The sequence below is a fragment of the Mesorhizobium sp. C432A genome (assembly GCF_030323145.1).
In the GTDB taxonomy this organism is placed as follows: domain Bacteria; phylum Pseudomonadota; class Alphaproteobacteria; order Rhizobiales; family Rhizobiaceae; genus Mesorhizobium.
In genome coordinates, this window is sequence record NZ_CP100470.1 from 784,632 (window position 1) to 810,287 (window position 25,656).

21 protein-coding genes and 1 pseudogene are annotated in these 25,656 nt (G+C 63.5%); 11 read left to right on the forward strand and 11 right to left on the reverse strand.

Features of this window, described 5'->3' with window-relative positions; all coding sequences use genetic code 11:
• Positions 1-97: 97 nt before the first annotated feature.
• The 7 genes from NLY33_RS03545 to NLY33_RS03575 all read left to right on the forward strand — a co-directional run bounded on the left by NLY33_RS03545 (position 98) and on the right by NLY33_RS03575 (position 7,209).
• On the forward strand, positions 98-2,440 hold the full coding sequence (locus NLY33_RS03545; protein WP_031196397.1) for a putative bifunctional diguanylate cyclase/phosphodiesterase: 2,343 nt from the start codon (positions 98-100) through the stop codon (positions 2,438-2,440).
• 167 nt (positions 2,441-2,607) lie between these two features.
• Positions 2,608-3,375 (forward strand): N-acyl amino acid synthase FeeM domain-containing protein, encoded by a 768-nt coding sequence (locus NLY33_RS03550; protein WP_023695933.1) that lies wholly within the window; start codon positions 2,608-2,610, stop codon positions 3,373-3,375.
• Between the two features lie 104 nt (positions 3,376-3,479).
• A complete protein-coding gene (locus tag NLY33_RS03555) occupies positions 3,480-3,629 on the forward strand; it encodes a DUF3096 domain-containing protein (protein ID WP_023671341.1) in 150 nt (49 codons plus the stop codon).
• 165 nt (positions 3,630-3,794) lie between these two features.
• Positions 3,795-4,019 carry an aa3-type cytochrome c oxidase subunit IV gene (locus NLY33_RS03560; protein ID WP_023671340.1) on the forward strand — a complete coding sequence of 75 codons (225 nt, stop codon included), beginning with the start codon at positions 3,795-3,797 and terminating at the stop codon, positions 4,017-4,019.
• Between the two features lie 83 nt (positions 4,020-4,102).
• Positions 4,103-5,380, forward strand: a complete 1,278-nt coding sequence (locus NLY33_RS03565; RefSeq protein ID WP_023695932.1) for a Re/Si-specific NAD(P)(+) transhydrogenase subunit alpha — start codon at positions 4,103-4,105, stop codon at positions 5,378-5,380.
• Positions 5,380-5,805: an NAD(P) transhydrogenase subunit alpha part 2 gene (locus NLY33_RS03570; RefSeq protein WP_032891560.1), complete on the forward strand. Its 426-nt coding sequence runs from the start codon at positions 5,380-5,382 to the stop codon at positions 5,803-5,805. The genes NLY33_RS03565 and NLY33_RS03570 overlap by 1 nt, the downstream gene beginning before the upstream one ends.
• A 6-nt stretch (positions 5,806-5,811) precedes the next feature.
• Positions 5,812-7,209: an NAD(P)(+) transhydrogenase (Re/Si-specific) subunit beta gene (locus NLY33_RS03575; RefSeq protein ID WP_023671337.1), complete on the forward strand. Its 1,398-nt coding sequence runs from the start codon at positions 5,812-5,814 to the stop codon at positions 7,207-7,209.
• A gap of 91 nt (positions 7,210-7,300) precedes the next feature.
• Here the strand turns inward: NLY33_RS03575 and NLY33_RS03580 are convergent, their stop codons facing one another.
• The gene (locus NLY33_RS03580; RefSeq protein ID WP_023700421.1) at positions 7,301-8,218 is read right to left on the reverse strand and encodes a membrane protein; all 918 of its coding nucleotides are present in this window, start codon (positions 8,216-8,218) and stop codon (positions 7,301-7,303) included.
• 331 nt (positions 8,219-8,549) lie between these two features.
• Here NLY33_RS03580 and NLY33_RS03585 point away from each other — a divergent pair, with 331 nt between their 5' ends.
• On the forward strand, positions 8,550-9,995 hold the full coding sequence (locus NLY33_RS03585; RefSeq protein WP_023703663.1) for a hypothetical protein: 1,446 nt from the start codon (positions 8,550-8,552) through the stop codon (positions 9,993-9,995).
• Positions 9,996-10,031: 36 nt separating this feature from the next.
• Here NLY33_RS03585 and gyrB read toward each other — a convergent pair whose 3' ends face one another.
• The 3 genes from gyrB to NLY33_RS03600 form a co-directional block, all read right to left on the reverse strand.
• Complete coding sequence (gyrB, locus tag NLY33_RS03590; protein ID WP_023671333.1) at positions 10,032-12,503, reverse strand: DNA topoisomerase (ATP-hydrolyzing) subunit B; 2,472 nt, start codon at positions 12,501-12,503, stop codon at positions 10,032-10,034.
• 145 nt (positions 12,504-12,648) lie between these two features.
• Positions 12,649-15,279 carry a caspase family protein gene (locus NLY33_RS03595; RefSeq protein ID WP_023703664.1) on the reverse strand — a complete coding sequence of 877 codons (2,631 nt, stop codon included), beginning with the start codon at positions 15,277-15,279 and terminating at the stop codon, positions 12,649-12,651.
• Positions 15,280-15,355: 76 nt separating this feature from the next.
• A complete protein-coding gene (locus tag NLY33_RS03600; protein ID WP_023703665.1) occupies positions 15,356-15,925 on the reverse strand; it encodes an NADPH-dependent FMN reductase in 570 nt (189 codons plus the stop codon).
• A 210-nt stretch (positions 15,926-16,135) separates the two neighbouring features.
• Between NLY33_RS03600 and NLY33_RS03605 the strand changes: the two genes are divergently transcribed.
• Positions 16,136-17,506: a cytochrome P450 gene (locus tag NLY33_RS03605; RefSeq protein WP_023703667.1), complete on the forward strand. Its 1,371-nt coding sequence runs from the start codon at positions 16,136-16,138 to the stop codon at positions 17,504-17,506.
• Between the two features lie 15 nt (positions 17,507-17,521).
• Here NLY33_RS03605 and NLY33_RS03610 read toward each other — a convergent pair whose 3' ends face one another.
• From NLY33_RS03610 to NLY33_RS03640, 7 genes and pseudogenes are all read right to left on the reverse strand, one after another.
• A complete protein-coding gene (locus tag NLY33_RS03610; RefSeq protein WP_023693143.1) occupies positions 17,522-18,502 on the reverse strand; it encodes a complex I NDUFA9 subunit family protein in 981 nt (326 codons plus the stop codon).
• Positions 18,503-18,606: 104 nt separating this feature from the next.
• Positions 18,607-19,056 (reverse strand): annotated as a pseudogene (locus NLY33_RS03615) (DoxX family protein).
• Between the two features lie 326 nt (positions 19,057-19,382).
• On the reverse strand, positions 19,383-20,384 hold the full coding sequence (locus NLY33_RS03620) for an Ldh family oxidoreductase (RefSeq protein WP_023689222.1): 1,002 nt from the start codon (positions 20,382-20,384) through the stop codon (positions 19,383-19,385).
• A gap of 112 nt (positions 20,385-20,496) precedes the next feature.
• Positions 20,497-21,306, reverse strand: a complete 810-nt coding sequence (locus NLY33_RS03625) for an ABC transporter permease (RefSeq protein WP_023703668.1) — start codon at positions 21,304-21,306, stop codon at positions 20,497-20,499.
• Positions 21,306-22,019 carry an ABC transporter permease gene (locus NLY33_RS03630; protein WP_196814080.1) on the reverse strand — a complete coding sequence of 238 codons (714 nt, stop codon included), beginning with the start codon at positions 22,017-22,019 and terminating at the stop codon, positions 21,306-21,308. The genes NLY33_RS03625 and NLY33_RS03630 overlap by 1 nt, the downstream gene beginning before the upstream one ends.
• 161 nt (positions 22,020-22,180) lie before the next feature.
• Positions 22,181-22,981 carry a transporter substrate-binding domain-containing protein gene (locus NLY33_RS03635; RefSeq protein ID WP_023671323.1) on the reverse strand — a complete coding sequence of 267 codons (801 nt, stop codon included), beginning with the start codon at positions 22,979-22,981 and terminating at the stop codon, positions 22,181-22,183.
• A 54-nt stretch (positions 22,982-23,035) separates the two neighbouring features.
• Entirely contained in the window at positions 23,036-23,851 is an 816-nt protein-coding gene (locus NLY33_RS03640) for an ABC transporter ATP-binding protein (RefSeq protein ID WP_023671322.1), read from the reverse strand.
• Between the two features lie 226 nt (positions 23,852-24,077).
• Between NLY33_RS03640 and NLY33_RS03645 the strand changes: the two genes are divergently transcribed.
• Positions 24,078-24,950: a dimethylarginine dimethylaminohydrolase family protein gene (locus tag NLY33_RS03645; RefSeq protein ID WP_023671321.1), complete on the forward strand. Its 873-nt coding sequence runs from the start codon at positions 24,078-24,080 to the stop codon at positions 24,948-24,950.
• Entirely contained in the window at positions 24,920-25,591 is a 672-nt protein-coding gene (locus NLY33_RS03650; protein ID WP_023671320.1) for a TetR family transcriptional regulator C-terminal domain-containing protein, read from the forward strand. Before NLY33_RS03645 ends, NLY33_RS03650 begins: the two co-directional genes overlap by 31 nt.
• The last annotated feature ends 65 nt before the right edge of the window (positions 25,592-25,656 follow it).

Sequence of the window (25,656 nt, forward strand, 5' to 3'; positions counted from 1 at the left end):
TACCTGAACACGAATTTTCGCGGTTTACGCCGATGGAGCCGACTTGACGCCAGGCGTCGGAACGGCATCTCTAAACCTTTCTTAAGGCGAATGTGACATGACTGCGGTTCGTGCGACACCGCAGGCCATGCAAGAAAACAAAGCCGCAGAGATAGGTGAGGACGTCTATGCTGGGTTCGTGCGATCGTTGTTCAACGATCCCGGGATCCTGCTGATTGGCGCATTTTGCCATGGCCTCATCGGCATTCTGGTTTATTTTACCTCGGGGCATCCGGCCTATCTTGCATTGGCCGCGCTTATGCTTGCGGCGGGGCTTTACCGTTACTACGGCATCCGCAAAGGCCTGCGCATAGGCAGTTTCGAAACTTATGAACAAGCCAAGAAGTGGGAACGCTACTACCTGGTTGGCGGCACCATCCAGGCTTTCTTCATGGGGCTTTTCTGCTTCACCTCAATCTATCTCATTCCCGATGTCTTCGGGGAAAGTGCCGCCATCGCCGTCATAATGGGCTCGACGGTGACCATTGTCGGCCGCAATTACGGCTCCAAGACCATGGTTGCGGTGCAGGCCTTCACGGTCGTGCTGCCGATCGCGGTCGGGCTGATGCTCAAGGGACATCTCGGCGATTTCATCCTCGGCCTCTACATAGTGCCGTTCATCTTCATCATCACCCGGATGGCCAGCCACGTCCGCACCGTGCTGTTCAACGCCATTTCGGAGCGCAAGACGGCCGCCAGGCTCGCCGAGCGCTTCAACCGCGCGCTCAACACCATGTCGCATGGCCTGGTCATGCTCGGCCCCGACGGCAAGGTCGTGGTCGGCAATGCCGAAGCCGCGCATCTGATGTCGCTGCGCTCGCCCGACCAGCTGCTCGGGCGGTCGATCCATTCGCTGCTCCTGCGCGGCGTTGCGGGCGGCATGCTGGCGCCGAAAGACTGTCGTTATGTCGAAGCGCAGCTGACGCGCGCCTTGCGCGAGGGCCGCGACCGCAAGGTGCTGGTCTCCTTCTCCAATGGCCAGCACTATGAGTTCTCGGCCCGCGAAGGCAATCAGGATCTCGGTGTCATCACCTTCGAGGACGTCACCGCCCGCGTCGAGGCTGAGGAAAAAATCCGCTTCATGGCGCGCTATGACAGCCTTACCGGCCTGCCGAACCGCGCGTATTTCCATGAGCTGGTCGGTGAAGCCATGGCGTCGGGCAGCCGCGACCGCCTGTGCGCCCTGGCGGTGCTCGATCTCGACGATTTCAAGAGCGTCAACGACACCCTCGGCCATCCGGTCGGCGACGGACTTATCTATGCCGTTGCCGAGCGACTGGCGGCCGTCGCCGGGCAAGGCGTCAATGTCAGCCGCTTCGGCGGCGACGAGTTCATGATCTTCTTCGACCGCGTCGAGGATGAAAGCCATCTGACGGGCCTGCTCGACCAGATCTTTGCCGATCTGCAGGGCGAGGTCGACGTCGCAGGCCACGGTCTGCGCATCCAGGCAAGCGCGGGCGCCGTGCTGTCCAGGGTCGACGACACCGATGTCGACGCCATGATCGTCAAGGCCGATCTGGCGCTCTACAAGGCCAAGGAACTCGGCAAGAACAACTGGCGGCTGTTCGAGGCAGCGATGGATGCGGCGTTCCGCAACCGCCAGCTGATGAAGGCCGATCTGCGCACGGCGGTCGAAGGCAAGGCGCTGCGGGTGGTCTATCAGCCGATCGTGGCGATGAACACCATGCGCATCGCCAGTTGCGAGGCGCTGTGCCGCTGGGATCATCCCGATCTCGGGCCGGTTTCGCCCAGCATCTTCATTCCGCTGGCCGAAGAAATGGGCATCATTTCCGAGATCAGCACTTTTGTGCTCGCGGCTGCCTGCGCCGAATGCGCTAAATGGCCCGCACAGACCAGCGTCTCGGTCAACCTTTCGGCCAAGGATTTCCGCAACCGCGACGTTGTCCAGAAGGTTCGCGACGCGCTTGCCACTTCGGGGCTCGCCGCCGGCCGCCTCGAGATCGAAGTCACCGAAACCGCACTGCTCGACGACAAATCGCTAACGCGCCAGTATATCGAGGAACTTAAGCAGCTTGGCGTGCGCATTGCGCTCGACGATTTCGGCACCGGCTATTCAAGCCTGAGCTACCTCCACAAGCTGCCGCTCGACAAGATCAAGATCGACCGTTCGTTCCTGATGGACGTGACCCAGAACAAGCGTTCGCTCGACTTGTTGAAGGGCATCGTCGACCTGACCCGCGTGCTCGGGCTGACCGTCACCATCGAAGGTGTGGAAACCTTCGAACAGCTGAAGATCCTGGTGCATTCGGTCAAGCCGGACCTCGTCCAGGGCTTCCTGTTTGGCGCAGCACTCAGTGCCTCGGGCATAGAGACCATGTCCAACGTGACCTGGCCTTTCGCCGCCGAGCTGCGGCCGGCGGCAAAACTCGCCACGCCCTGACCCGTCATTAAATTGCGCTTGAAAAGCCCGTCTAAAAAGCGTTGTATTGTCTAGGCGTTAACTGATTGTTAAGGTTAATGATCGGTAAACACAGACGATTAGAGTTTCATCTTCTTGTTCCTTCGGTCGTCCGGTATTGTTCTCCTGCGGCGGTACGAGGGGAAGTAATGGACACGCATCAGTCAGGTGTGCTTTCGGGTGCGGCAGTCAAATCCGGCCCGCCTTCCTTGTTCGCCCGCAACGTCCTCGACGTCCTCGAGCGTGTCGAATACCGGCGCTGCGAAAGCGGCGAGGATCTCGAAGCGGTCTACCGGCTGCGCTACAAGGCCTTTCATACACACGGCCTGCTTGACACCATTACCGAACAGAAGCTCGTCGATCCCCTTGACGAAGTGCGCAATTGCTACTGTTTCGGCGTCTTCATGGATGGCGAGCTGGTCAGCACCGTCAGGCTCCACCATTTGACCCGTGAGACCCCCGAAGCGCCGATCATGACCGTTTTCGGCGACCGGCTGCTGCTGCGGCTGGCGCGCGGTGAAACCTTCATCGACCCGAGCCGGTTGGCGATCGATCCGCAAATGTCGTCGGCCAACCGCGCCCTGCCCTATGTCACGCTGCGGCTCGCGGTTATCGCCAACACCTTCTTCAACGCCACCAGCTGCATTTCGATGATCCGCGAGGAGCACACGGCCTTCTACCATCGCATCTTCGGATCGGTGCAGGTCGGCGAGCCGCGCCTCTACCCGCCCTTCACCATGCCGATCTTCTTCTATGAATCGATCTGCGAGCAGAACATGGCCCCGACGCTGGAGCGCTTTCCCTTCTTCCAGTCGACGGCGCTGGAGCGGCGTATGCTGTTTGCCAAGGCGCCGGCCGGCGAGCTCGCGCCGCTGACCATCCTGCCCACCGCTAAATATTTTCGCGAAGCAGCGTAATATCGGCAAAGCCGGCGCACTTTAGCGCCCGGTGCGAGGAGCTTTCCGGCCGCTTCGGCGTTCTGGACGTCACGACGCCGACGCGGCCATAGAAAGGAACCGACATGCATATTCCCGAGCTAGCACTGACCCCGCTGATCTCGCTGATTGCCGGCGTGCTGATCCTGGTGATGCCGCGGCTGCTCAACTACATCGTCGCGCTCTATCTGATCGTCATTGGGCTGCTCGGGCTGTTTCCGCATCTAGCCGGTTGAAACGCAAAATCCTCAACCTTCGACGCCAGGCCGGCGACAAGCCCATACCGCCGGCTTTCAACATTCCTTTGAGGCTGTTGTCACTGGTCGTGCGGCAATAGCGCCATTGCTCTTGGCCCGGCTTTTCGCTATGTGCCTCAAAGATGTCTTCGAAGGGGTATTCCTATGGCTGATCACACGCCGACCGGTCCTGTCGAACTGGGCGCGAAGATGGACTATGCCGAACATGACCGCACCTATCATGGCTTTCTGGCGCTGGCCAAATACGGCTCGCTGTTCTGCGGCGCCCTGCTCCTGGCCATGGCTTTCGGCTTCTTCGCAGGCGGCTTCTTCTCCGCGACCATCCTGTTCGTGCTGATCCTCGCCCTCGGCGCCTTCATTCTCCGATAGTCTATACAGACCCCTTGCCAGGGCGTAGCCGGATATCCGGCCGCACTCTTGCGCAAACAGGTTCCAGCCGAAAGGATCATGCGGTGGGACAGACGGTTTTCATCCCTCGCGAGCTCGATGCCAGCGAGCCTCGTGTCGCGGCCTCGCCCGATACCGTGAAGCGGCTGGCGGCGCTGGGCTTCGACGTCACCGTCGAGACGGGCGCCGGCACCAAGTCGCGCATTCCCGATGAGGAGTTCGCCAAGGCGGGTGCCGCGATCGGCAAGGCTTCGGATGCGAGCCGGGCGGATGTGGTGCTGAAGGTGCGCCGGCCGACCGACGCCGAGCTGAAGGGCTACAAATCGGGTGCGGCGGTCATCGCCATCATGGATCCCTACGGCAATGATGCCGCGGTCGCGGCGCTTGCCGAGGCTGGGGTCACCGCCTTCTCGATGGAATTCATGCCGCGCATCACCCGCGCCCAGTCGATGGATGTGCTGTCGTCGCAGGCCAATCTCGCCGGCTACCAGGCCGTGATTGACGGCGCATCGGAGTATGACCGCGCGCTGCCGATGATGATGACTGCGGCCGGCACCGTGCCGGCGGCGAAGATCTTCATCATGGGCGTCGGCGTTGCCGGCCTGCAGGCGATCGCCACGGCGCGCCGTCTCGGCGCTGTCGTCACCGCCACGGACGTTCGTCCCGCCGCCAAGGAACAGGTGGCGTCGCTTGGCGCAAAGTTCCTCGCCGTCGAGGACGAGGAGTTCAAGGCGGCCGAGACCGCCGGCGGCTACGCCAAGGAAATGTCGAAGGAGTACCAGGCGAAGCAGGCAGCGCTCACCGCTGAGCACATCGCCAAGCAGGACATCGTCATCACCACGGCGCTGATCCCCGGCCGGCCGGCGCCGAAGCTGGTGTCGGCGGCGATGGTCGCCTCGATGAAGCCGGGTTCGGTGATCGTCGACCTCGCCGTCGAGCGCGGCGGCAATGTCGAAGGCGCGGTTGCGGGTCAGGTGGTGACGACGGCCAACAACGTTAAGATCGTCGGCCACCTCAACGTGCCCGGCCGCGTCGCCGCATCGGCCTCGCTGCTCTACGCCAGGAACCTGTTCGCCTTCCTCGAGACGCTGGTCGACAAGACCAGCAAGACGCTCGCCATCAACCGCGAAGACGATCTGGTCAAGGCGACGATGCTGACCGACGCTGGCCGCGTGGTGCATCCGGCCTTCGCCAAGGCGGCGGAACAGCCCCATATCGAACCGGCGGCCATTCCGGCCGAGACCATGGTGGCTGATGCCACGCCGAAGAAGGCTGCACCGAAAAAGGCGTCCGACAAAGCCACTGCCGGCAAGTCCGCCGCCAAGCCGAAGGGGATCGCGTGATGGATCAGACCTTGCAGAAAGCCCTCGATCAGCTCGACCAGGCAAGTGCCGCCGTCCGGCTGGCTGTGCAGAACCTGGCCAACGCGCCCGGTGGCGTCGATGCGGCGGGCGATGCCGCGCACGCACTGTCCGGCGGCGCCATCGATCCCTTCGTCTTCCGCTTCGCCATCTTCGTACTTGCGATCTTCGTCGGATACTACGTCGTCTGGTCGGTGACGCCGGCGCTGCACACGCCGCTGATGGCGGTCACCAACGCCATCTCCTCGGTCATCGTCGTCGGCGCGCTGCTGGCCGTCGGCATCTCGGCCTCCGGCATTGCCACCGGCTTCGGCTTCGTCGCGCTGATGCTGGTCTCAGTCAACATCTTTGGCGGCTTCCTGGTCACCCAGCGCATGCTGGCCATGTACAAGAAGAAGGACCGGTAGAGAGCCATGAACGCCAACTTCGCGTCCTTCCTCTACCTGGTCTCTGGCGTCCTGTTCATCATGGCGCTTCGCGGCCTATCTCATCCGACCACCAGCCGCCAAGGCAATCTCTACGGCATGATCGGCATGGGCATTGCCATCGCCACCACGCTGGCGCTGGCGACTCCGTCCGCCGGGCGCTTCGGCCTGATCGTGCTTGGTCTAGCCATCGGCGGCGGCGTCGGCGCCGTTACAGCGCGCCGCATCGCCATGACGTCGATGCCGCAGCTGGTCGCCGCCTTCCACTCGCTGGTCGGCCTTGCCGCCGTCATGGTCGCGGCAGCCGCCATCTACGCGCCGGAAAGTTTCGGCATCGGCACGAATGGCGACATCCACGCCCAGGCGTTGATCGAGATGAGCCTTGGCGTTGCCATCGGCGCCATCACCTTCACCGGCTCCGTCATCGCCTTCCTCAAGCTCGATGGCCGCATGTCGGGCAAGCCGATCATGATCGGCGGCCGTCACATCATCAACGCGGTCCTCGGCATCGCGCTGATCGTGCTGATCGTGCTTCTGGTCACCACCGAGGCCAAGCTGGTGTTCTGGCTGATCGTCGCGGCTTCGCTGGCGCTCGGCGTCCTCTTGATCATCCCGATCGGCGGCGCCGACATGCCGGTCGTCGTCTCGATGCTGAATTCCTATTCCGGCTGGGCCGCCGCGGCACTCGGCTTCACGCTTGGCAATCTGGCGTTGATCATCACCGGCGCGCTGGTCGGCTCGTCCGGCGCCATCCTGTCCTACATCATGTGCAAGGGCATGAACCGGTCGTTCATCTCGGTCATCCTCGGCGGCTTCGGCGGCGAGACCGCGGCGGTTGCCGATGACGGCATCGAACGCACGGTCAAGCAGGGCTCGGCCGACGACGCTGCCTATCTGATGATGAACGCACAGAAGGTCATCATCGTGCCGGGCTACGGCATGGCGGTCGCCCAGGCCCAGCACGCGCTGCGCGAAATGGCCGACAAGCTCAAGGCCAATGGCGTGGATGTCAAATACGCCATCCACCCCGTGGCCGGCCGCATGCCCGGCCACATGAACGTGCTGCTCGCCGAAGCCAATGTTCCCTATGACGAAGTGTTCGAACTGGAAGACATCAACTCCGAGTTCGCGCAGGCCGATGTCGCCTATGTCATCGGCGCCAATGACGTCACCAATCCGTCCGCCCGCGACGACAAGTCGTCGCCGATCTACGGTATGCCGATCCTCGACGTCGACAAGGCCCGCACCTGCCTGTTCGTCAAGCGCTCGCTCGGCTCGGGCTACGCCGGCATCGACAACACGCTGTTCTACAAGGACGGCACCATGATGCTGCTCGGCGACGCCAAGAAGATGACCGAGGAAATCGTCAAGGCCATGGATCACTAAGCCGCCGCAACCTTCCACTGGAAGGTTGTCGGTCCATCATCGGAAACAAAAAAGCCCGGTTCGACCGGGCTTTTTGATGTTGAAGACCGGTTCAGCGGCTGGTCAGGAAAACCGCTTCCTCGTCGTCGCGCTGCCTGCCGCCCAGGGCTGCCGCAGCGCTGGCGATGAAGGCGCCGATAACCAGCGACAGGGCGCCAAGCAGGGCGAAGGTGGCGCTGCCTTTCCGCGCGGCGTCGGCGGCCTGCTTTGCCTTGACCTTGGCGTCCTCGACCCTGGCCACCAGGGCGTCGACACGCGCCTTGGCGTCGGCCTCGGAAAGCCCGGTGCGGGCGGCGACCAGCTGCGACAGATAGGTCTTGTCGTCAGCCGAAACTTCGCCTGCCGCCGCACTGGCGATGAGGATGCGCGAAGCCTGCCCGGCCGCAGCCGCATCGCTGTCCGGATTGGCCGCCGCGAGCCTGGCGGCATCAGCCGGACGGAACAGCGTATCCACGAGATAGGACGTTGCATTGTCGGCCGGTGCGCTGCCGGCATTGGCGGACGCGCCGGCCGAAGCACCCATGGCGGCGCCTGAGGCAACAGTAGAAGCCGCCTGCACGCCTGAACCAAGCACTGCCGACAGCGCCGACCCGAGAATGCCGACGACCAGCAATGTCGCCAGCGCCCAGGCGAGGAGGCCGTGCGCGGTGTCACGGAAATAGACCTCGTCGGTGTGGATGCCGACCCATTTGGTGCGCAGGCGTCCGGCAAGATAGCCACCGACCCCGGAGGACAGCCATTGCACGATGATGAGCCAGATGGCGCCGGACACCGCGAAGGTGGTCAGCGAGGCACTGGCGCCGGACCACGGCGAGACCATGGTCAGCCCCAGCCCCGAACCGAGCAGCATGAGGATGAAGGTCAGCGTCGAGGCCGCGAAGGCGCCGGCGATGATCGGACCCCAGCTGACGGCCGGGGCGGAGGATTCCGTTGAGGCGGATACGTCGACAGCCGATACGGTGGACTGCATCGACGCCTCCTACCGTACGAACAGCATGATGAGAATGATGATCGGGATCGGAATACCGAGCAACCAGAGCAAAATACCGCGTCCCATAAAGAGCCTCCCTGCGAGAAATTGATCGATGTCGTCACAATGTTCCTGAGCGATTTCCGTTCCGAAGGGCAATGAAATGATTTGCTTGCCGGGAACGGAACTATTTTCCGCGCGGCCCGAGACACAACTGCGAAACTGTGGATTGGTTCACGGAGTTCCACATGGGCTGCCGTGTATTGTTGGCTCGGTGAGCCGGGGGTAGCATGAGCGATCCCGCCGTCGGATGTCGTCAACGGAGACGCTGATGCCCAAGACTGTCGCATCGCTGGCTTACAAAAAGGCGCAGCCCGGCCAGGCGGTGGTGATCGTGCACGGCATGGGCGAGCAGCGGCCGATGGGTACGCTGAGGGGATTCGTCCAGGCGGTCTGGAGCAGCGATCCCACCCGTGCTCCACCCTACGCCCAGATTCCCGATCCGGCCGTTTCCGGCGCCACGATCAACCAGAGCTGGATCACGCCCGACAGCCGGACCAAGTCACACGAGCTGCGCCGCATCACCACGCCCTACGACGTCGATGGCCGCCGTACCGATTTCTACGAGCTTTATTGGGCCGACATCACGCAAGGCACGACGCGCGGCCGGCTGGCCGCCTGGGTGACGAACCTGTTGTGGCGCAAGCCCGCCGACATTCCGCTCGACGCCCGCAAGCTTTACGTCGCCACACTTCTGATCGTTATCGTCATTCTGGGCGCAGCACTCGTGCTGGCAACATCGGTCTGGCAACAGGCCGTTACCTTGACGACCGGCCTGATGATCACCACCCTCGCTTCTTTTGTCATCTGGGCGGTGGATCAGTTCGCCCTGCCCTATTTCGGTGACGTCGCCGCTTATGTGCGCGCCGAGGCGGCGACGATCGAGAAGCGTGCGCTGATCCGCGACAGAGGCCTGACGTTGCTCAAGACGCTGATGAAGGACGATGCTTACGACCGCATCGTGCTGGTCTCGCACAGCCTTGGGTCGATCATCGCCTATGATTTGCTGCAGATCCTGTGGGCCGAGTTCCGGCCGCGAAGGCTGGAAGCGGTCCGCGACAAGGCCAAACTGGCGGCGGTCGAGGCCGTCGACAAGGCAACGCTCGGCTCTGATGGGTCAGCGTGGCCAAAGAACCTTGAAGACCTCGCCGGATTCCGGCGCGGTCAATGGGCGCTCTACCAGCAGCTTCGGACCAAGGACGCCGACCACCCGCTGCCCTGGAAGATCAGCGATTTCGTCACGCTTGGCAGTCCGCTCTCCCACAGCGAATTCCTGGTGACCTACAATCTCGCGGAATTCAGGCGTGGCCTTGCCGAGCGCCTGTTCTCGGCTTGCCCGCCGATTGCCGATGACGGGCGCCCCGGCGGCACCGTGCTTTACCGGGAAGGACACAGCCAAGGCAAGGCGCAGCGCGCGGTGCATCATGGCGCGGTGTTTGCGGCAACGCGCTGGACGAACGTCTACGACCGCGGCAATGGCTGGGCGACAGGCGATCCGATTTCCGGTCCGATGACGGAAAACTTCGGCCCCGGTGTGGAGAACATCCAGATCGAGCTTCGCAGCTCACTTGGCCGTATCTTCACCCACACGCTTTATTGGTCATCGACGGCAAACGGCGTCGAAATCGCCCTGCCGGCGGGCACCGCGCCGCGCTCGCATCTGCAAGTGCTGCGCGACGCGGTGGACCTTGGTCGGAAGCTGGAGCCAAAGGCCTGACCCGGAGTGGAGCTCCGGCGGCAAGGCCCCCAGCCCTCAAATGTCCAGATTGGCAACTGACAGCGCGTTGTCCTGGATGAATTCGCGCCGCGGTTCGACCTCGTCGCCCATCAGCCGCGAAAACAGCGAATCCGCATCGGTGGCGTCATTGACCTTGACCTGCAGCAGCGAACGCACATTCGGGTCGAGCGTGGTTTCCCAGAGCTGCTCGGCATTCATCTCGCCGAGGCCCTTGTAGCGCTGCATGGTCAGGCCCTTGCGGCCGGTCGCAAACACCGCGTTGAGCAGCGCCAGCGGCCCCGAAATGGTTTCGGAGACATCCTTGCGGCGCAGCACCGGCGGCTCGCCATAGACTTCCATGAGGCGCGGGGCATAGCGGTCGAGCTGGCGTGCGTCGGCCGAATTTATCAGCCCGGCATCGAGCTGCGCGAATTCCTTGACGCTGCGCACCGTGCGTTCGAACACATAGCCGCCGACGCCTTCATTGGAGGTCGACAGCCGGCCGGTCCAGCCGCGCTCGGTGTCCTCGGCAATGATGTCAAGGCGCTGGGCGACGCGTTCGGCCATGGCATTGGCGCGGCCGAGGTCGTTTAGCACATCGGCGTTGAGCGCGCCGGCGATCGCCGCCTGTTCGACCACGCCCCTGTTGTAGCGCGTGTGCAGCCCGTTGATGAGCTGGCGCACGGCCAGTGCATCATCGATCGAGCCGCGCAGATCCTGTCCGGCCCGCGCCTCGCCGGAGGCAAGCGTCAGCGACGCCTCCTCCAGCCCGGAGCCGATCAGGAACTCCTCGAAGGCGCTCTCGTCCTTGATGTATTGCGAGCTTTTTCCGCGCGTCACTTTGTAGAGCGGCGGCTGGGCGATGTAGAGATGGCCGCGCTCGATCAGCTCCGGCATCTGGCGGAAGAAGAAGGTGAGCAGCAAGGTCCTGATATGGGCGCCGTCGACGTCGGCGTCGGTCATCAGGATGATCTTGTGGTAGCGCAATTTGTCGGCGTTGAACTCGTCCTTGCCGATCGAGGTGCCGAGCGCGGTGATCAGCGTGCCGATCATCTCGGAGCCGAGCATGCGGTCGAAGCGCGCCCGCTCGACATTGAGTATCTTGCCGCGCAACGGCAGGATTGCCTGGTTCTGGCGCGAACGGCCGCCCTTGGCAGAGCCGCCGGCCGAGTCACCCTCGACGATGAAGATTTCGGATTTCGCCGGGTCGCGTTCCTGGCAGTCGGCAAGCTTGCCAGGCAGAGAGGTGACGCCGAGCGAGCTTTTGCGGGTGATGTCTCGGGCCTTGCGCGCGGCTTCGCGCGCCGCGGCCGCCTGGATCACCTTGTCGATGACCACCTTGCCCTCGGTCGGGTGTTCTTCCAGCCAGGTGCCAAGCGCCTCGTTGACCAGGCCTTCGACCACCGGGCGGACTTCCGACGAGACCAGCTTGTCCTTGGTCTGGGAGGAGAATTTCGGGTCGGGAACCTTGACCGACAGCACCGCCGTCAGGCCTTCGCGGCAGTCGTCGCCGATCAGCGCCACCTTTTCCTTCTTGGTCAGGCCCGACGATTCGCCATAGCCGGTGATCTGGCGCGTCAGCGCGCCACGGAAGCCGGCCAGATGGGTGCCGCCATCGCGCTGCGGGATGTTGTTGGTGAAGGCCAGCACGTTCTCGTGGTAGCTGTCGTTCCACCACATCGCCACTTCGACGGTGATGCCGTCGCGCTCGGCCTTGATGGCGATCGGCTTGTCGATCAGCGGTTTCTTGACCCGGTCGAGATATTTGACGAACTCTTCCAGGCCGCCATCATAGTGCAACTCGTGGCGCACGAGATCGGCATGGCGGGCATCGGTCAAAATGATGCGCACGCCGGAATTCAGGAAGGCGAGCTCGCGCAGCCGGTGCTCCAGCGTGCCGAAGTCGAACTCGACCATGGTGAAGGTTTCGGACGACGGAAAGAAGGTGATCTCGGAACCGCTGCGGCCCTCATAGGTGCCGGGCTGCTTGTTCTGCTCATAGCTGCCGGTCGCCTTGAGCGGCGCATCGGCATTGCCATGCGTGAAGCTCATCTCGAAAATCTGGCCGTTGCGGCGGATTTTCAGCTTCAGCCAGGCCGACAACGCGTTGACCACCGAGACGCCGACGCCGTGCAGGCCGCCAGACACCTTGTAGGAATTCTGGTCGAATTTGCCGCCGGCATGCAGCTGCGTCATGATCACTTCGGCCGCCGAAATGCCTTCGCCAGTGTGAATATCGGTCGGAATCCCGCGGCCATTGTCGATAACGGTGACCGAACCGTCGGGATTGAGCGTCACCGTGACCAGATCGGCATGGCCGGCCAGCGCCTCGTCGATGGCGTTGTCGACCACCTCATAGACCATGTGATGCAGGCCCGAGCCGTCGTCGGTGTCGCCGATATACATGCCCGGCCGCTTGCGGACAGCGTCCAACCCCTTCAAAACCTTGATGGAATCGGCGCCGTATTCGGCCTCAGCGCCGTTGGCGTTGTCGCTTTGATCGCTCATGAAAACCTGTCTGATTGATGCCGCATGCTCAGCGCGAAAAAATGGCTTCGAATCACGCCGCTTTGATGTCCTAGATATAGGCGCAAAAGGCGGTTTTTCCAAGGTTTGCGGGCATTTCAGGGCTGAATCCCGAGCTGGCAGCCGGCTATTTTTTCGCGGCTTTCAATTTGGCCAGAAGACGGCGCAGATATTTGATCGTGGGTTTGTCCCTCGGCGCCAGTTTGCCTGTGCGGTCAAGCTCCAGCGTCAGGTCTAGCGCCTGCGACAACACAGCCTTCGGATTCTTCGCCACATAGGCATAGTTGATATAGGCCTGTACCAGATCGAATTGCCAGATCGCATTGTCCGGATCGGACAGGGCCAACCGCTGGCGGATGGCCAGGCTGGCTTCGAAGGCCTTCTTCGAGCCCTCATAGTGGCGCTGCTTGGTCTCCAGCAGGCCTATTTCCTCGAACGTGATCGACAGGTCGCGCTGCCAGTCGGAATTGCCCGGGTCGAGATTTGCCAACCGGTCGGCAATGACGAGACTGTCCTGGTAGTTCTGCAAAGCACCGGCGATATCGCCCTGGGCATCAAACACGCCGGCAATTTTTTCCAGACAGACCGACAGGTCGCGCTGCCAATCGGTGTTGCCTGGGTCGCTGGCGGCAAGGTCTCGCGCCGTGGCCAGCGCCTGCTGGTAGGCCTCCAACGCGAATGGCCAGTCCTTCTGGTCGCCGTAAGCATTGCCGATCTTGGCGTAACCGACCGACAGGTCGCGCTTCAAATCGGTGTCGTTTGAGTCGCGGCGCACCAGCGCTTCGGCGATTATTTGGCTCTTGTTGTAGGCGTCGAGCGCGCCCGCAGCGTCGCCACGCTCGCGCAGGACGTCGCCGATCCTGGTGTAGCTGACGGAGACGGCGCGCTGATGCCTGGGGTCGTCGGGGTTGTTCTGCGCCAGCGCCAGCCGAATTCTCAGGCTCTCTTCGAATGCAGTCTGGGCGCCATCCAGCTGGCCGGCGGTACGGGCAAGACCGCCGATTTCGTCGTAGGTAATGGTCAGGTCGCGCAGCAGATAGACGCTGTTCGGCTCGGCATCGGCCAATTGCTGCTTGATGGACAGGCTTTGCTGGTAGGCCTGGGCTGCCGCACCCAGGTCGCCTTGCGTGGCCAGCACATTGCCGATCTTGTCATTGGCCATGGCGAGATCGCCGAGCCAGTCCTTCTTGTCCGGCACGTCTGTGGTCAGGCCCTGCAACATGTCCCTGGCCGCCTCATAGTTTTGCAGGGAGGCCGGCAGATCGCCTTGCGCCATCTTGATGTTGGCGAACTTGATATGGCCGATGGCGAGGTCGCGCTTGACGCTCGGATCGGTTTCCTGGCGCGCTCGCTGCTCAAGATTGGCGACCAGCGCCGCAAAGGCGCGGCCGGCGGCGTCGGTGTTGCCGACCGTTGTGTAGAGGATGCCGAGCTCTTCCAGCGTGCGGCTTTGGCGGTCGGCCTGTTCCAGGCTGAGCGAGGTCTGCCCGGCTTCGCCATAGAGCGCCAGCACCGTTTCATAGTCCTTGATGGCGGTTGCATAGTCCAGGGTGGCACGCGCCGCGCCGCCCGAGAGAAATCGCGTCGCGGCTTCGGACAGGGTGCGGCTGACGAAATTGGCCTTCAACGCCTGGCGCGAGACATTGTCGACGTCGGCGGCCTTGGCGAGGATCACGCGTGCACCATCGAAAGCGCCGAGCGCCAACTGTTCCTCGGCCTGGCGGCGCAGTTCGGTCACCTGCGGGTCGTCGGCGGCCAGCGTCTTCATCTCGCCGCGCACCTTGACGAAGGCGTCGGCCGCCTCGCGCAGCTTGGCGTCCAGGCTTTCGCCGGAGAGATGGCTGGTGTCGGAACTGATCAGCGCGCCATAGAGCGGCGCCAGCGGCATGTCGGCATCGCTGGCGACCCGTTCGACCGCGCCGCGCATTTCCGGCGTCACATCGGCCATGGCAAGCAACAGCCGCTCGCGCTCCGGCAGTTGTTCCTTGGCCGCCGAGGCGAAGAACAGCTTCGGCAGCCCGCTCTCGACGTAGGGCAGCTGTTTTCCGCGCGAAAGGTCGTAGACCTCCTGCTGCACCAGCGTCAGCACCGAGCGGATTTCGAGCCCGTCGGTGCCGAGGTATTTGATCAGCGCCGCTGTAAAGGGCGAATTCGCACCGGTACCGTCGGCAGCCGTCTCGCCGGGCGCCGCCGAAAAGGCGAACAGGATGTTTTCCGCCTTGCCGACGCGTCCGAGGCCCGGCTTGATCTTGTCCACCAGGTCCTTGATCAGCGATGTGGCGCCACGCCCGTCGCCGTTGCCGCCTGTGAACGGATCGCTGCGGCAGGCGTCGAGCACGATCAGCCCGACCTTCGCCGTGGCGGCAACCGCATCGCGCACTTCCTCCAGCGGCAGGCTGGTCTTCTCCAGCTGGTCGAGCGAGGAGGCATCGGCATCGACCGGCAGAAGACGGTTGTCGCCGGAGATTTCGACGCCATGGCCGGAGAAATACACCAGCGCCACGTCGGCGCCCTTGGCGTCCTCGCGAAAATCGTCGAGAGCCCGGCGCATGCGCCTGAGATCACGATTGGTCTCAAGCACGACTTCGAAGCCGAGCTTCTTCAGCGCCGCTTCCATCGCCTCGCCGTCATTGACCGGATTGGAGAGCTTCCGCACCAGCCGGTAGTCGTCCTCGGCAATGACCAACGCCACGCGCCGCTCCGCCACCGCTGTGGCGGTGGTCGCAAGCATCAACAGCAAGGCAAACAACAGGCGCAAATCGAACCGCCCCCGGCTCAGTCACCTGCCGACCATTCCACCTCTTTATGGCATGAGCAAGCCGGGGCCGGCTGCATTACGCAGCCCGCATCGGCTTCAGCGCCTCGCTCCAGCGCGACAGCTCGTCCAGCATGGTCTTGGTGCCGCCCTGTACCTGCTCGCTGGCCTGGAAGGAGCCGTCGCTCTCCAGCAGTTTCTGATACATCGGCAGCGCGACGCCTTCCGAGATGGGCATGACGCCCACCGCGGTCAGCAGCGGCTTCAGCGCCTGCGCGGCGCGCAGGCCTCCGGAAACGCCGCCATAGCTGAAGATGGCGGCTGGCTTGTATTTCCATTCGCGCGCAAGGTAGTCGATGGCGTTGACGATCGCAGGCGCCACGAAATAATTGTACTCCGGCGCCGCGAACACGAAGGCGTCGGCGGCATCAATGACCTTCGACCAGGCTTTGGTGTGGTCGTTCTGGTAATTGCCGAGCCTGGGGTGATGCGGCTCGTCCAAAACCGGCAGATGGAACGTGTCAATGTCGGTCAGCACCGGTTCGAATTTGCCGTGCTCGCGGGCAAAATCCTCCAGCCAGTGGGCGAAGACCGGCCCGGCGCGGCCCGGCCGCGTGCTGCCGATGATGATGTTCAGCTGATGCTTCAAGCGGGCTCTCCTGGTGGCAGTATCTGTTGGTGACTATCACCTACGGCAGAGTGTCCGATTGGACAAGGCGCGAGCGTTTCACAGGCGGTCTCGATCCGATGAACAGATTGTCTGTCGAGGCATTCCCGCTGCAGCGTTTCGGCTTGCCCTTCGGTCACATGGACGCCCGGATCGTCAACCACTACATCTAAGCTATCAGCGGAGTACCTCATGGACACGCAGCCCGTCCCCTTCGTGCCGCCGGCGCCCAAGCCGCGCACGACGCCGCCTTCGACGCTGGAGATGATGCGGATCGTCTACCGCAATCCCCTCGAACTCTGGGGCGAGCACACCTACAACGAACCCTGGATTTCGGCGAATGGCGTCGGCGGGCATCTGATCGTCGCCAACGATCCCGGCCTCATCCGCCACGTGCTGATCGACAACGCCAAGAACTACAAGATGGCGACGGTGCGCCAGATGATCCTGCGGCCGATCCTGCGCGACGGGCTGCTGACCGCCGAAGGCGAGGTGTGGAAGCGGTCGCGCAAGGCGATGGCGCCGGTGTTCACGCCGCGGCATATCTTCGGCTTCGCCGAGCCGATGCTGCGCCGCACGATGCAGTTCGTCGCCCGCTACGAGGAGGGCGGGATGACCGATGTCGCCCATGACATGACGCTGCTCACCTACGATATCCTGGCCGAAACGCTGTTTTCGGGCGAGATTGCGGGCGAGCCCGGCAGTTTCGCGCAGGAAATCGACCGCCTGTTCGAAACCATGGGCCGTGTCGATCCGCTCGACCTGTTGCGCGCGCCCGAATGGCTGCCGCGGCTGACCCGCATCCGCGGCCGCAAGACCATGGCGTATTTCCGCAAGATCGTCACCGATACAGTCAAGATGCGCGAGGAGCGGCTGAAGCGCGACCCCGACACCGCGCCGCAGGATTTCCTGACGCTTCTGCTGCGCGCCGAAGGCCCCGACGGGCTGACGCGGGCGGAAGTCGAGGACAACATCATCACCTTCATCGGCGCCGGCCACGAGACCACCGCGCGGGCGCTGGGCTGGACGATCTACTGCCTCGCCGAAGCGCCGTGGGAGCGCGAAAAGGTCGAGCGCGAGATCGATGCCGTGCTGGCGCGCGAACCCGACCCGACGAAATGGCTCGACGCAATGCCGTTCACCCGCGCCGCCTTCGAGGAGGCGCTGCGGCTTTATCCGCCGGCGCCGTCGATCAACCGCGAGCCGATCGAGACGGAGACCTGGAACGATCTGGTGCTCCCCAAGCGCGCGGCCGTACTGGTGATGCCTTGGGTCGTCCACCGCCACAGAAAACTGTGGGACATGCCCGACGCCTTCATGCCCGAACGCTTCCATCCGGGAAACCGCGAGAAGATCGACCGCTTCCAGTATCTGCCGTTCGGCGCCGGTCCGCGCATCTGCATCGGCGCCAGCTTTGCCATGCAAGAGGCGATCATTGCGCTGGCCATCATGCTGTCGCGCTTCCGCTTCGATGTGACCGCCGAGACCAAGCCGTGGCCGGTGCAGAAACTGACGACACAGCCGCAAGGCGGCCTGCCGATGCAGGTGACGCGGCGCGTTTAACGGCGCAACGCCTTGTTACGCGATGCCGGCGGGCTTGCGCTGGAACTGGCCTGCGGCGCGGAAGCGCCAGAGATAGCTGGGCAGGATTGTGCCGATAGACTGCGGCTGGATGTCGAGGCCGGCAAGGTTCCGGTTGGCCTTGTTGGCCTCCTCCGACACAATGTTGGGCTGGCGCAGCAGCAGCACCTGGTCTTTGGTCAGCAACGGGTTGGGCAGCAGGCCGAGGATCGAGGCCTGCAGATTGGCCATCCACCACGGCACCGGTACCAGGAGCCGCTTGCGCTCGATGACGGTCAGCAGCTCTTCCATGCACTGCTTGAAGGTGAGCACTTGCGGCCCGCCGAGTTCATAGATCTGGCCGCCCTTGATCTTGCCCTCGACCGAACGCGCCACCGCTTCGGCGACATCGCCGACATAGACCGGCTGGAACTTGGTCTGGCCGCCGCCGATCAGCGGCAGCACCGGCGAATAGCGCGCCATGTCGGCGAAGCGGTTGAAGAAACTGTCCTCGGGTCCGAAATTGATCGACGGACGGAAGATGACGGCGTCCGGGATCGTCTCCAGGACGGCCTTTTCGCCGAGCGCCTTGGTGCGGGCATAGTCGGATTCGGCGTTGAGGTCGGCGCCCAGCGCCGAGATGTGGGTGAGCCCTGCGCCGACCGAGCGTGCGGCTTCGGCGACGGCGCGGGCGCCGAATTCGTGCACGGTGTTGAATTTCTGCCGGCCGCTTTCATGCGGGATGGCGACCAGATTGATGACATGGTCGGCCCCCTGCACGGCGCGGTCGACCGACCAGCGCACGCGCACATTGGCCTGCACCGGCTGGATCTGGCCGACATTGCCGAGCGGCTGCAGATGTCCCGCCAGATCGGGCCGGCGCACCGCCACCCTGATGCGGTAGCCGCGCTTGGCCAGCGCCCGCACGATGTGGCGGCCGACGAAGCCGGAGCCGCCGAAGACGACCACGAGCTTGGGGATCTGCAGGATTTCGGTCATGGCTGGCTCCGGCGCTCGAAAGCTTGGCTGAAGCCGTTTCATAGTCCGTTTTGGGCCAAAGGCAAAGGGTGACGCGTCGTCGCTGCCACCCTCTTATGGACCCTTCAGAACGCCTTGCCGATGCGCGCGTCGACCGACTGGCGGTTGCCGCCGCGGATAACGAAGAACAGCAGGATCGCCGCCCATAGAAGCGACTTTTCAGCGCCGGAAAAGCCCTGGCCGGCAGTGATCCAGTGGAACCAGACGGTGACCAGCAGCACGATCATGCCGGCAAAGGCGGCGGGCCGAGTCAACAGGCCGATGGCGATCAGAATGCCGCCGAAGAATTCGGTGCAGGACAAAGCAACGACCAGAACGCGCCGGGATAGAAGCCGAGGCCTTCGACCATCTCGGCGGCGCCGAAAGGGTTGGCGATCTTCTGCGAGCCGTGAATGGTGAAACCCGCCGGCGACGACGCGCAGAAGGGTTTCGGCGCCATCATGCAGCGACGAATACAGGCGGCCAAACACCGGAACGATAAGTTTGCCGCGGGAAGCGTCGGTGGTTGCGGAAATCGTAGCTCCTGTTTTTGTGACGATCCCTTGCAAACGCCCGATGGTTCCGGCAAGTCAAGTTAACAAAAGTTAACTTCCGCCACATGCTTTAGCACACAGAGCACGAACGCAGAAAACCCCGCCGAAGCGGGGTTTTCCGGGTGACGCAACGGTCGAGACAGAGCGCAACGGGGCGGATAACCTGAGACGGCATACGCCCGCCCGGGCCCTAAACGCATCCGACAGAAGACACCGACCGGGCAAACCCGACCCGGCAGCTATTGGTCGTTGCGATCGGTAGAAAGGTTCAGTCAGGTCGCGTAAAAATTCGTTGTCGCAGGACCGCTTCAGCCCGAATAGCGCTCGGCGAACTCGGAAATGCGCTGCACCACGGCTTTGGGGGCATTGATGCCGCGCGCCTGCGCCTTCTCGGCCGCTTCGGCCCGCGCCCGGCCCGGAACGTGCACGCCAAAGCGCCGGCGCAGCCGGTCGAGCTGGTCCTTCATGCGTTGCTCGAAATCCGGGTCGAGCAGCTTGGGCTCGACGGCGAGCACGAACAGGCCGGTTCCCGGGCTGTCCGGTCCGCCGGAGAACCAGGGCGCGTCGAGCGACCAGTTGGCGCCCGACAGGCCAGCCGCCAGCACTTCGACCATCAGCGCGATGTTGGCGCCGCGCTGGCCGCCGAAGGCCAGCATGGCGCCCTTCATGGCCGCGGCCGGATCGGTGGTCGGGTTGCCGCTGGCGTCCAGCGCCCAGCCTTCGGGGATCTTCTTGCCGTCCTCGGCCGCCTTGCGGATGTTGACGAACGCCGTGGCGCTCGACGACTGGTCGATGACCAGCGGCGCGCCATCGGCGGCGGGTGCCGCAAACGACATCGGGTTGGTGCAATAGACCGGCTTGACCGAGCCCGAGCCTGCCAGCACCGCCGGCCCGTTGGTGGCGGCGAAGGAGACCAATCCCAGTTGCGCCAGACGCCCGGTGAAATAGCCTAGTGCGCCGCAGGTATAAGCGTTCTTCTGCGAGAAGATGGCGACGCCGAACAGCTTTGCCGCCTTGGCAAGGTCATCGATGGTGCGGTCGAAGCCGGTATGGGCGAGGCCGCCACGCGCATCGGATTGATAGACGGCGAGCGCCGGCCTGGTGATCACGGGATCGGCATTGCCGTCGATGCGGCCGGCTTCCAGCGCTTCGAGGTAATCGATGAAATGGGTCAGCCCGACGGTCGAAAGCCCTTCCGCCTCGGCGGCAATGATCGAGGCGGTGAGCGACCTCGCCGCCTCCTCATTGGCGCCGGCGCCGAGCGCCGCCATCCGGCACAGCCCTGTTGCCTGATCGAGAGAGAGTTGCATGTTGCGGACCCGATTGGTGGTGAGTGAGTAGGGAGTAGTCAGTAGGGAGTAGCGAAAGCAAGCGGTTTCCCGGTCATATGCTGACTACTCACTACTGCCTACTCACTATTCCCTAGCCCACCTTGTTCGGTATGCGCGCCTCGATCTTGCTGAATGCAAACACCAGAAGGCCGGTGATGATCATGTAGATCAGCGCCAAAAGCAGCAAGGGTTCGTAGGTGAGGTAGGTGTCCTGCCGGACCTTGGACGAGACTGCGAAGATGTCGATGACGCTGATCGTCGCCACCAGCGGCGTCGACTTCAGCTGCAGCACGGTTTCGCCGGTCAGCGTCGGCAGCGCCCGGTAGATGGCCTGCGGCAGCCAGATGCGGCGGAAAATCTTCCAGCGGCTCATGCCGAAAGCGCGGGCCGCCTCTAACTGCCCCTTCGGCACGCCGGCAAAGGCGCCGCGCATCACTTCGCCCTCATAGCCGGCGAAGGACAAGGTCAGTGCCAGCACTCCATAAGGCCAGGCTTGCCTCAGATACGGCCACATCCAGGATTCGCGGATCCAGGGAAATTGCGGAAACAGCGAGCCTAGCCCGTAATAGAGCAGCCATAGCTGGATCAGCAGCGGCGTGCCCCTGATGACGGTGCAGAATGTCCTGGCGGGCGCGGAAAACCAGAAAGAGCCGGCGGCCTGCGCCAGCCCGAGCGGCACGGCGAGCAGGAAGCCGAGAAAGCAGGTGACGGCCAGGATCCACAGCGAGCGCCAGATGCCGATCAGTCCCATTTCATAATATTGCGGAAGCCAGTCCCAGCGCATGAAAAAGGCGGCACCGAAAACCAGCGCGATTGCGACCAGGATCAGCACGATGCGATGCGGCTGCAGCCACAGCGACGTCCGCGCGGCAGCGTTGATGATGGTCGCTTCTCCGGCCATCAGCGCGCATCCTTGAGCGACGGCATACCGCGCCGCGACCAGGCCTCGACGCGGCCGATGAGCAGGTTGGAAACCAGCGACAAGATGAGATAGAGCACGCCCGCGGCGAAAAAGAAGGTGAAATAGGCTTTGGTGACCCCCGCAGCCTGCCGCGTCGCCAGCGCCAGCTCGTAAAAGCCGACGACCGCCAGAAGGGCTGTGTCCTTGGTGGCGATCAGCCACAGATTGGCGAGCCCGGGTATGGCGAAGGGCAGCATCGCCGGCAAGGTGATGCGCCGCAGCATGAGCCCGGGTGACATGCCATAGGCGCGGGCGGCTTCGATCTGGCCCTGCGGTATGGCCAGGATGGCGCCGCGGATCACTTCGGTCGAATAGGCACCCTGGACAAAGCCGAGCACGGCGATGCCCGCGGCAAGGCCGCTGATGTCGACGCGCTGGTAGCCCATAGCGGTCAGCGCCTGGTTGATCAGGTCTGTTCCGGCATAATAGAGCAGCAGGATCAGCACCAGTTCGGGCACGGCGCGCACGATGGTGGTGTAAACCGCCAGCAGGTCGCGCACGACAGGACCGCCATAGAGCTTGCCAAAGGCGCCACCGGTGCCGATCAGAAGACCGAGGACCGTGGCGCCGAGCGCGATCTCGATCGAATGGAGCAGCCCAAGCAACAGCGTGCCGCCCCAGCCCGGCGGATTGGGCGAGAGAAGTTCTATGATGCCGGCCGCCGAGGCCGAAAGAAGTGCGTCGATCAGCGTCGCCCCCGGATTGCTGGGTCCAACCACCGCCGACGGCAGCGCCGGCGGCAAGCATGTCTGGGAAAGGTCGGGCAGGAGGGGCATGGCGTTGGCGCCATGCCCCTCAGCTCATGCGAGGATCGTCAGTTCGACTGCGCGCCGCCACCACCGTAAATGTCGAAATCGAAGTATTTCTTCGATATCTCGTCATATTTGCCGTTCGAGCGGATCGCCTTGATGCCGGCGTTGATCTTGGCCTTAAGGTCGGTGTCTTCCTTGCGCACGCCGGCGCCCACGCCCGGTCCGAGCACTTCATCGTCCGGAGCCACCATGCCCTTCAGATCGCAGCAGGCCTTGCCCTGGTCCGACTTCAGAAATGCGTCGAGCGCGATCGAATCCGCCTGGACGGCGTCGAGGCGGCCTGCGGCCAGATCGTTGTTGGCTTCGTCCTGCGTCTGGTATTCCTTGATCTCGGCGGCCGTGGGCCCGAAATGCTTCTTGGCATAGGCCGAATGGGTGGTCGACACCTGCACGCCGAGCACTTTGCCCTTGAGATCGTCGGGCGTGGCGCCGAATTTCTGGTCCTTCGGCCCGATGATGGCGGTCGGCGTGTTGTAGTACTTATCCGAGAAGTCGATGGTCTTCTCGCGTTCGGCAGTGATCGACATCGAACTGGCGATGACGTCGATCTTCTTGGTCGTCAGCGCCGGGATGATGCCGTCCCAGGCGACAGGCGTGATGACGCAGTCGAGCTTCTCCTCGGCGCAGACGGCGTCGATGAACTCGATTTCCCAGCCAACCCATTTGCCGGAAGCGTCCGGCGAGGTGAAGGGCGGATAGGGCTCGGCGGCGACGCCGATCTTGACCGGATCGGCCTTGGCCACGCCCATGGCGGCGACGCCGAGCAGCAGCGCTGCGGCGAATGTTTTCAGAACAGTCTTCATGTCACGACTCCCAGTTTGTTGTTGGTTCCCGGTTTTCTTCCGTCCCGGCTTGTCCTAGCCGATGTTGCGGATGAACTGCTTCAGCCTTTCGGATTTCGGTGCGCCGAATATCTGCTCCGGCGGCCCCTCTTCCTCGACCAGCCCGTTGCAGAGGTAGACGACATGGGTCGCGACCTCGCGGGCGAATTTCATTTCATGCGTGACCAGCACCATGGTGCGGCCCTCGCGCGCCAGGTCGCCGATCACCTTCAGCACCTCGCCGACCAGCTCCGGGTCGAGCGCCGAGGTCGGCTCGTCGAACAGCATGACGCGCGGGTTGATGGCCAGGGCGCGGGCGATCGCCGCGCGCTGCTGCTGGCCGCCCGAGAGATAGGCCGGATAGACGTCGCGCTTTTCGGCCAGGCCGACGCGCGCCAAAAGCTTTTCGGCTTCCCTGATCGCCACGTCGCGCCTGACGCCCAGAACATGCACCGGAACCTCGATGACGTTCTCGATCAGCGTCATGTGGCTCCACAGGTTGAAGTTCTGGAACACCATGCCGAGCTTGGCGCGGATGCGTTCGATCTGCCGGCGGTCGGCGGGCACGGTGTGGCCGTGGCTGTCGGCCTTGAGTTTGATCTCCTCGCCATTGACGCGGATGATGCCGCTGGTCGGGTTTTCCAGGCAGTTGATGCAGCGCAGCAGCGTCGACTTGCCGGAACCCGAGCCGCCGATAATGGCGATCACCTCGCCGTCGCGCGCCGACAGCGAAACGCCTTTCAGCACATGCAGATGGCCGAATTTCTTGTGCAGGTTCTCGACATGGATGGCTTCGGCGGCGCCGTCCTGCGCCTTGCCGGATTGGACTGCGGCGGTTCCCGCCGCGCTCACCGGGGAACCTCTGCCACAGGGTCCACGGCAGATCGTCGAACGTCTATCCGGCTAATCAACATACGCTGTAATGCCCACTCCAGACTTCAGCATGGACCCAACAGCGCGAGCCCGTCAATCCCGCTCATTACGGCACTTGCGGCCTTATTGTGCAAGTGTATAAATAGCCTCCGATGAAATTTCTTCCATTTTTTTCACCCTGAACACGGCATTGAAAAGGGCACTGATGAGCGCTTTCGGATCACAGTCCATGGCGGCGCCGTTGCGGCGCGTGCTGATGCGGTCGGCGGCCAATGCCATGCGCGGTGCCGACCGGGCTACCTGGCACTATGGCCCGGGTTTCGACCCGGCGAAAGCGGCGGCGCAGCACGCGGCTCTCGCTGAGCTGGTGACGGCGTCCGGCGCCGAAATCGAATGGATCGATGACAATGCCGACGGGCTGTCGGATTCCGTATTCACCCACGATCCGTCACTGATGACCGATCGCGGCGCGCTGATCCTGTCCATGGGCAAGCCACTGCGCGCCAGGGAGCCATCGCTGCATGAGGAAACCTACACACGCTTGGGTATTCCTATCCTCGGCCGCGTCGAGGCTCCCGGCCAGGTCGAAGGCGGCGATTGCGTATGGCTGGATAAAAACACGCTGGTAATCGGGCGCGGGGTGCGCTCCAACCAGGAAGGCATACAGCAGGTTTCCAACCTGCTGACGCCGCTCGGCATTTCCGTCTACGGCTTCGATCTGCCGCTGTGGCAGGGCGAGGAGGCGTGCCTGCATCTGATGTCGGTGATCAGCCCGCTGGCCGACGACCTGGCCCTGGTCTATTCACCGCTTTTGCCGGCGCCGTTCTATCAGTTGCTGAAGGCGCGCGGCATCCGGCTGGTGGAAGGCGACGCCGAAGAGTTTGCCGCGTCCAACGGCCTCAGCCTGAACGTGCTGCCGACCAGCCCGCATAAGGTCATTGCCGTCGCCGGCTTTCCCAAGACCAAGGCCGCGATGGAAGCCGCCGGCTGCACGGTTCAAATCTTCGAGGCGGATGCCCTCTGCATCGCCTGCGAAGGTGGGCCGACATGCCTGACGCGGCCCATCCTGCGGCAATGAATGAGCGCCGCAAGTTCCGCCGCGAGGGCGAGGAGCGGCGGCGGCAGGATTTGATCGACGCGACCCTGGACAGCGTGGCCGAACATGGGCTGGAGGGCGCCAGCCTGCGCACCATCGCACTGCGCGCCGGTGTCACCGCCGGGCTGATCCGGCACTATTTCCCCGGCAAGGAAGACTTGCTGCAGGAAGCGTACGCGGCGCTGATGGGCCGCATGACCGAGCAGGCGAAGGCGGCATTGCTCATGGAAGACGCCTCGCCGCGCCAGCGCCTTGCGGCCTTCGTTGCCGCCAACCTCAACGCGCCGATCATCGATGCACGCGTGTTTTCGCTCTGGGCAACCTTCATCGGCCGCGCCGGCGCGGATCCGAGCCTGGCTCGCGCCCACCGCGAAGGCTATCTCGGCTTTCGCAACGAGGTGGAAGCAGTCGTTGCCGAAGTGCTCGGCGCCGAGCAGCGCAGGCCAAACGCAAATGAGCTGCGCCGCCATGCCATCGCGATCAACGCGATCATCGACGGGCTCTGGATCGAAGGCTGTCTGGCCGCAGAGATGTTCTCGCCTGGCGAATTGGCGGGGATCGGCGTCAAAGCCATAGAGGCCGAGCTCGGCCTCGCGCCGCAAACGCAATTCCAGGAAAAGTGAGAAGCGGTTTTCCGTCCGGAATTGCGTTAAAAACAGAGGTAGAGCCGATCATTGTTTCCGTTGAA

Coding starts and splice junctions, on each gene's coding strand:
- NLY33_RS03605 (WP_023703667.1), top strand. CDS start 16,136: ATGGACACGCAGCCCGTCCCCTTCGTGCCGCCGGCGCCCAAGCCGCGC.
- NLY33_RS03610 (WP_023693143.1), bottom strand. CDS start 18,502: ATGACCGAAATCCTGCAGATCCCCAAGCTCGTGGTCGTCTTCGGCGGC.
- NLY33_RS03645 (WP_023671321.1), top strand. CDS start 24,078: ATGAGCGCTTTCGGATCACAGTCCATGGCGGCGCCGTTGCGGCGCGTG.
- NLY33_RS03555 (WP_023671341.1), top strand. CDS start 3,480: ATGCATATTCCCGAGCTAGCACTGACCCCGCTGATCTCGCTGATTGCC.
- NLY33_RS03650 (WP_023671320.1), top strand. CDS start 24,920: ATGCCTGACGCGGCCCATCCTGCGGCAATGAATGAGCGCCGCAAGTTC.
- NLY33_RS03570 (WP_032891560.1), top strand. CDS start 5,380: ATGGATCAGACCTTGCAGAAAGCCCTCGATCAGCTCGACCAGGCAAGT.
- NLY33_RS03625 (WP_023703668.1), bottom strand. CDS start 21,306: ATGGCCGGAGAAGCGACCATCATCAACGCTGCCGCGCGGACGTCGCTG.
- NLY33_RS03635 (WP_023671323.1), bottom strand. CDS start 22,981: ATGAAGACTGTTCTGAAAACATTCGCCGCAGCGCTGCTGCTCGGCGTC.
- NLY33_RS03620 (WP_023689222.1), bottom strand. CDS start 20,384: ATGCAACTCTCTCTCGATCAGGCAACAGGGCTGTGCCGGATGGCGGCG.
- gyrB (WP_023671333.1), bottom strand. CDS start 12,503: ATGAGCGATCAAAGCGACAACGCCAACGGCGCTGAGGCCGAATACGGC.
- NLY33_RS03575 (WP_023671337.1), top strand. CDS start 5,812: ATGAACGCCAACTTCGCGTCCTTCCTCTACCTGGTCTCTGGCGTCCTG.
- NLY33_RS03545 (WP_031196397.1), top strand. CDS start 98: ATGACTGCGGTTCGTGCGACACCGCAGGCCATGCAAGAAAACAAAGCC.
- NLY33_RS03585 (WP_023703663.1), top strand. CDS start 8,550: ATGCCCAAGACTGTCGCATCGCTGGCTTACAAAAAGGCGCAGCCCGGC.
- NLY33_RS03580 (WP_023700421.1), bottom strand. CDS start 8,218: ATGCAGTCCACCGTATCGGCTGTCGACGTATCCGCCTCAACGGAATCC.
- NLY33_RS03550 (WP_023695933.1), top strand. CDS start 2,608: ATGGACACGCATCAGTCAGGTGTGCTTTCGGGTGCGGCAGTCAAATCC.
- NLY33_RS03560 (WP_023671340.1), top strand. CDS start 3,795: ATGGCTGATCACACGCCGACCGGTCCTGTCGAACTGGGCGCGAAGATG.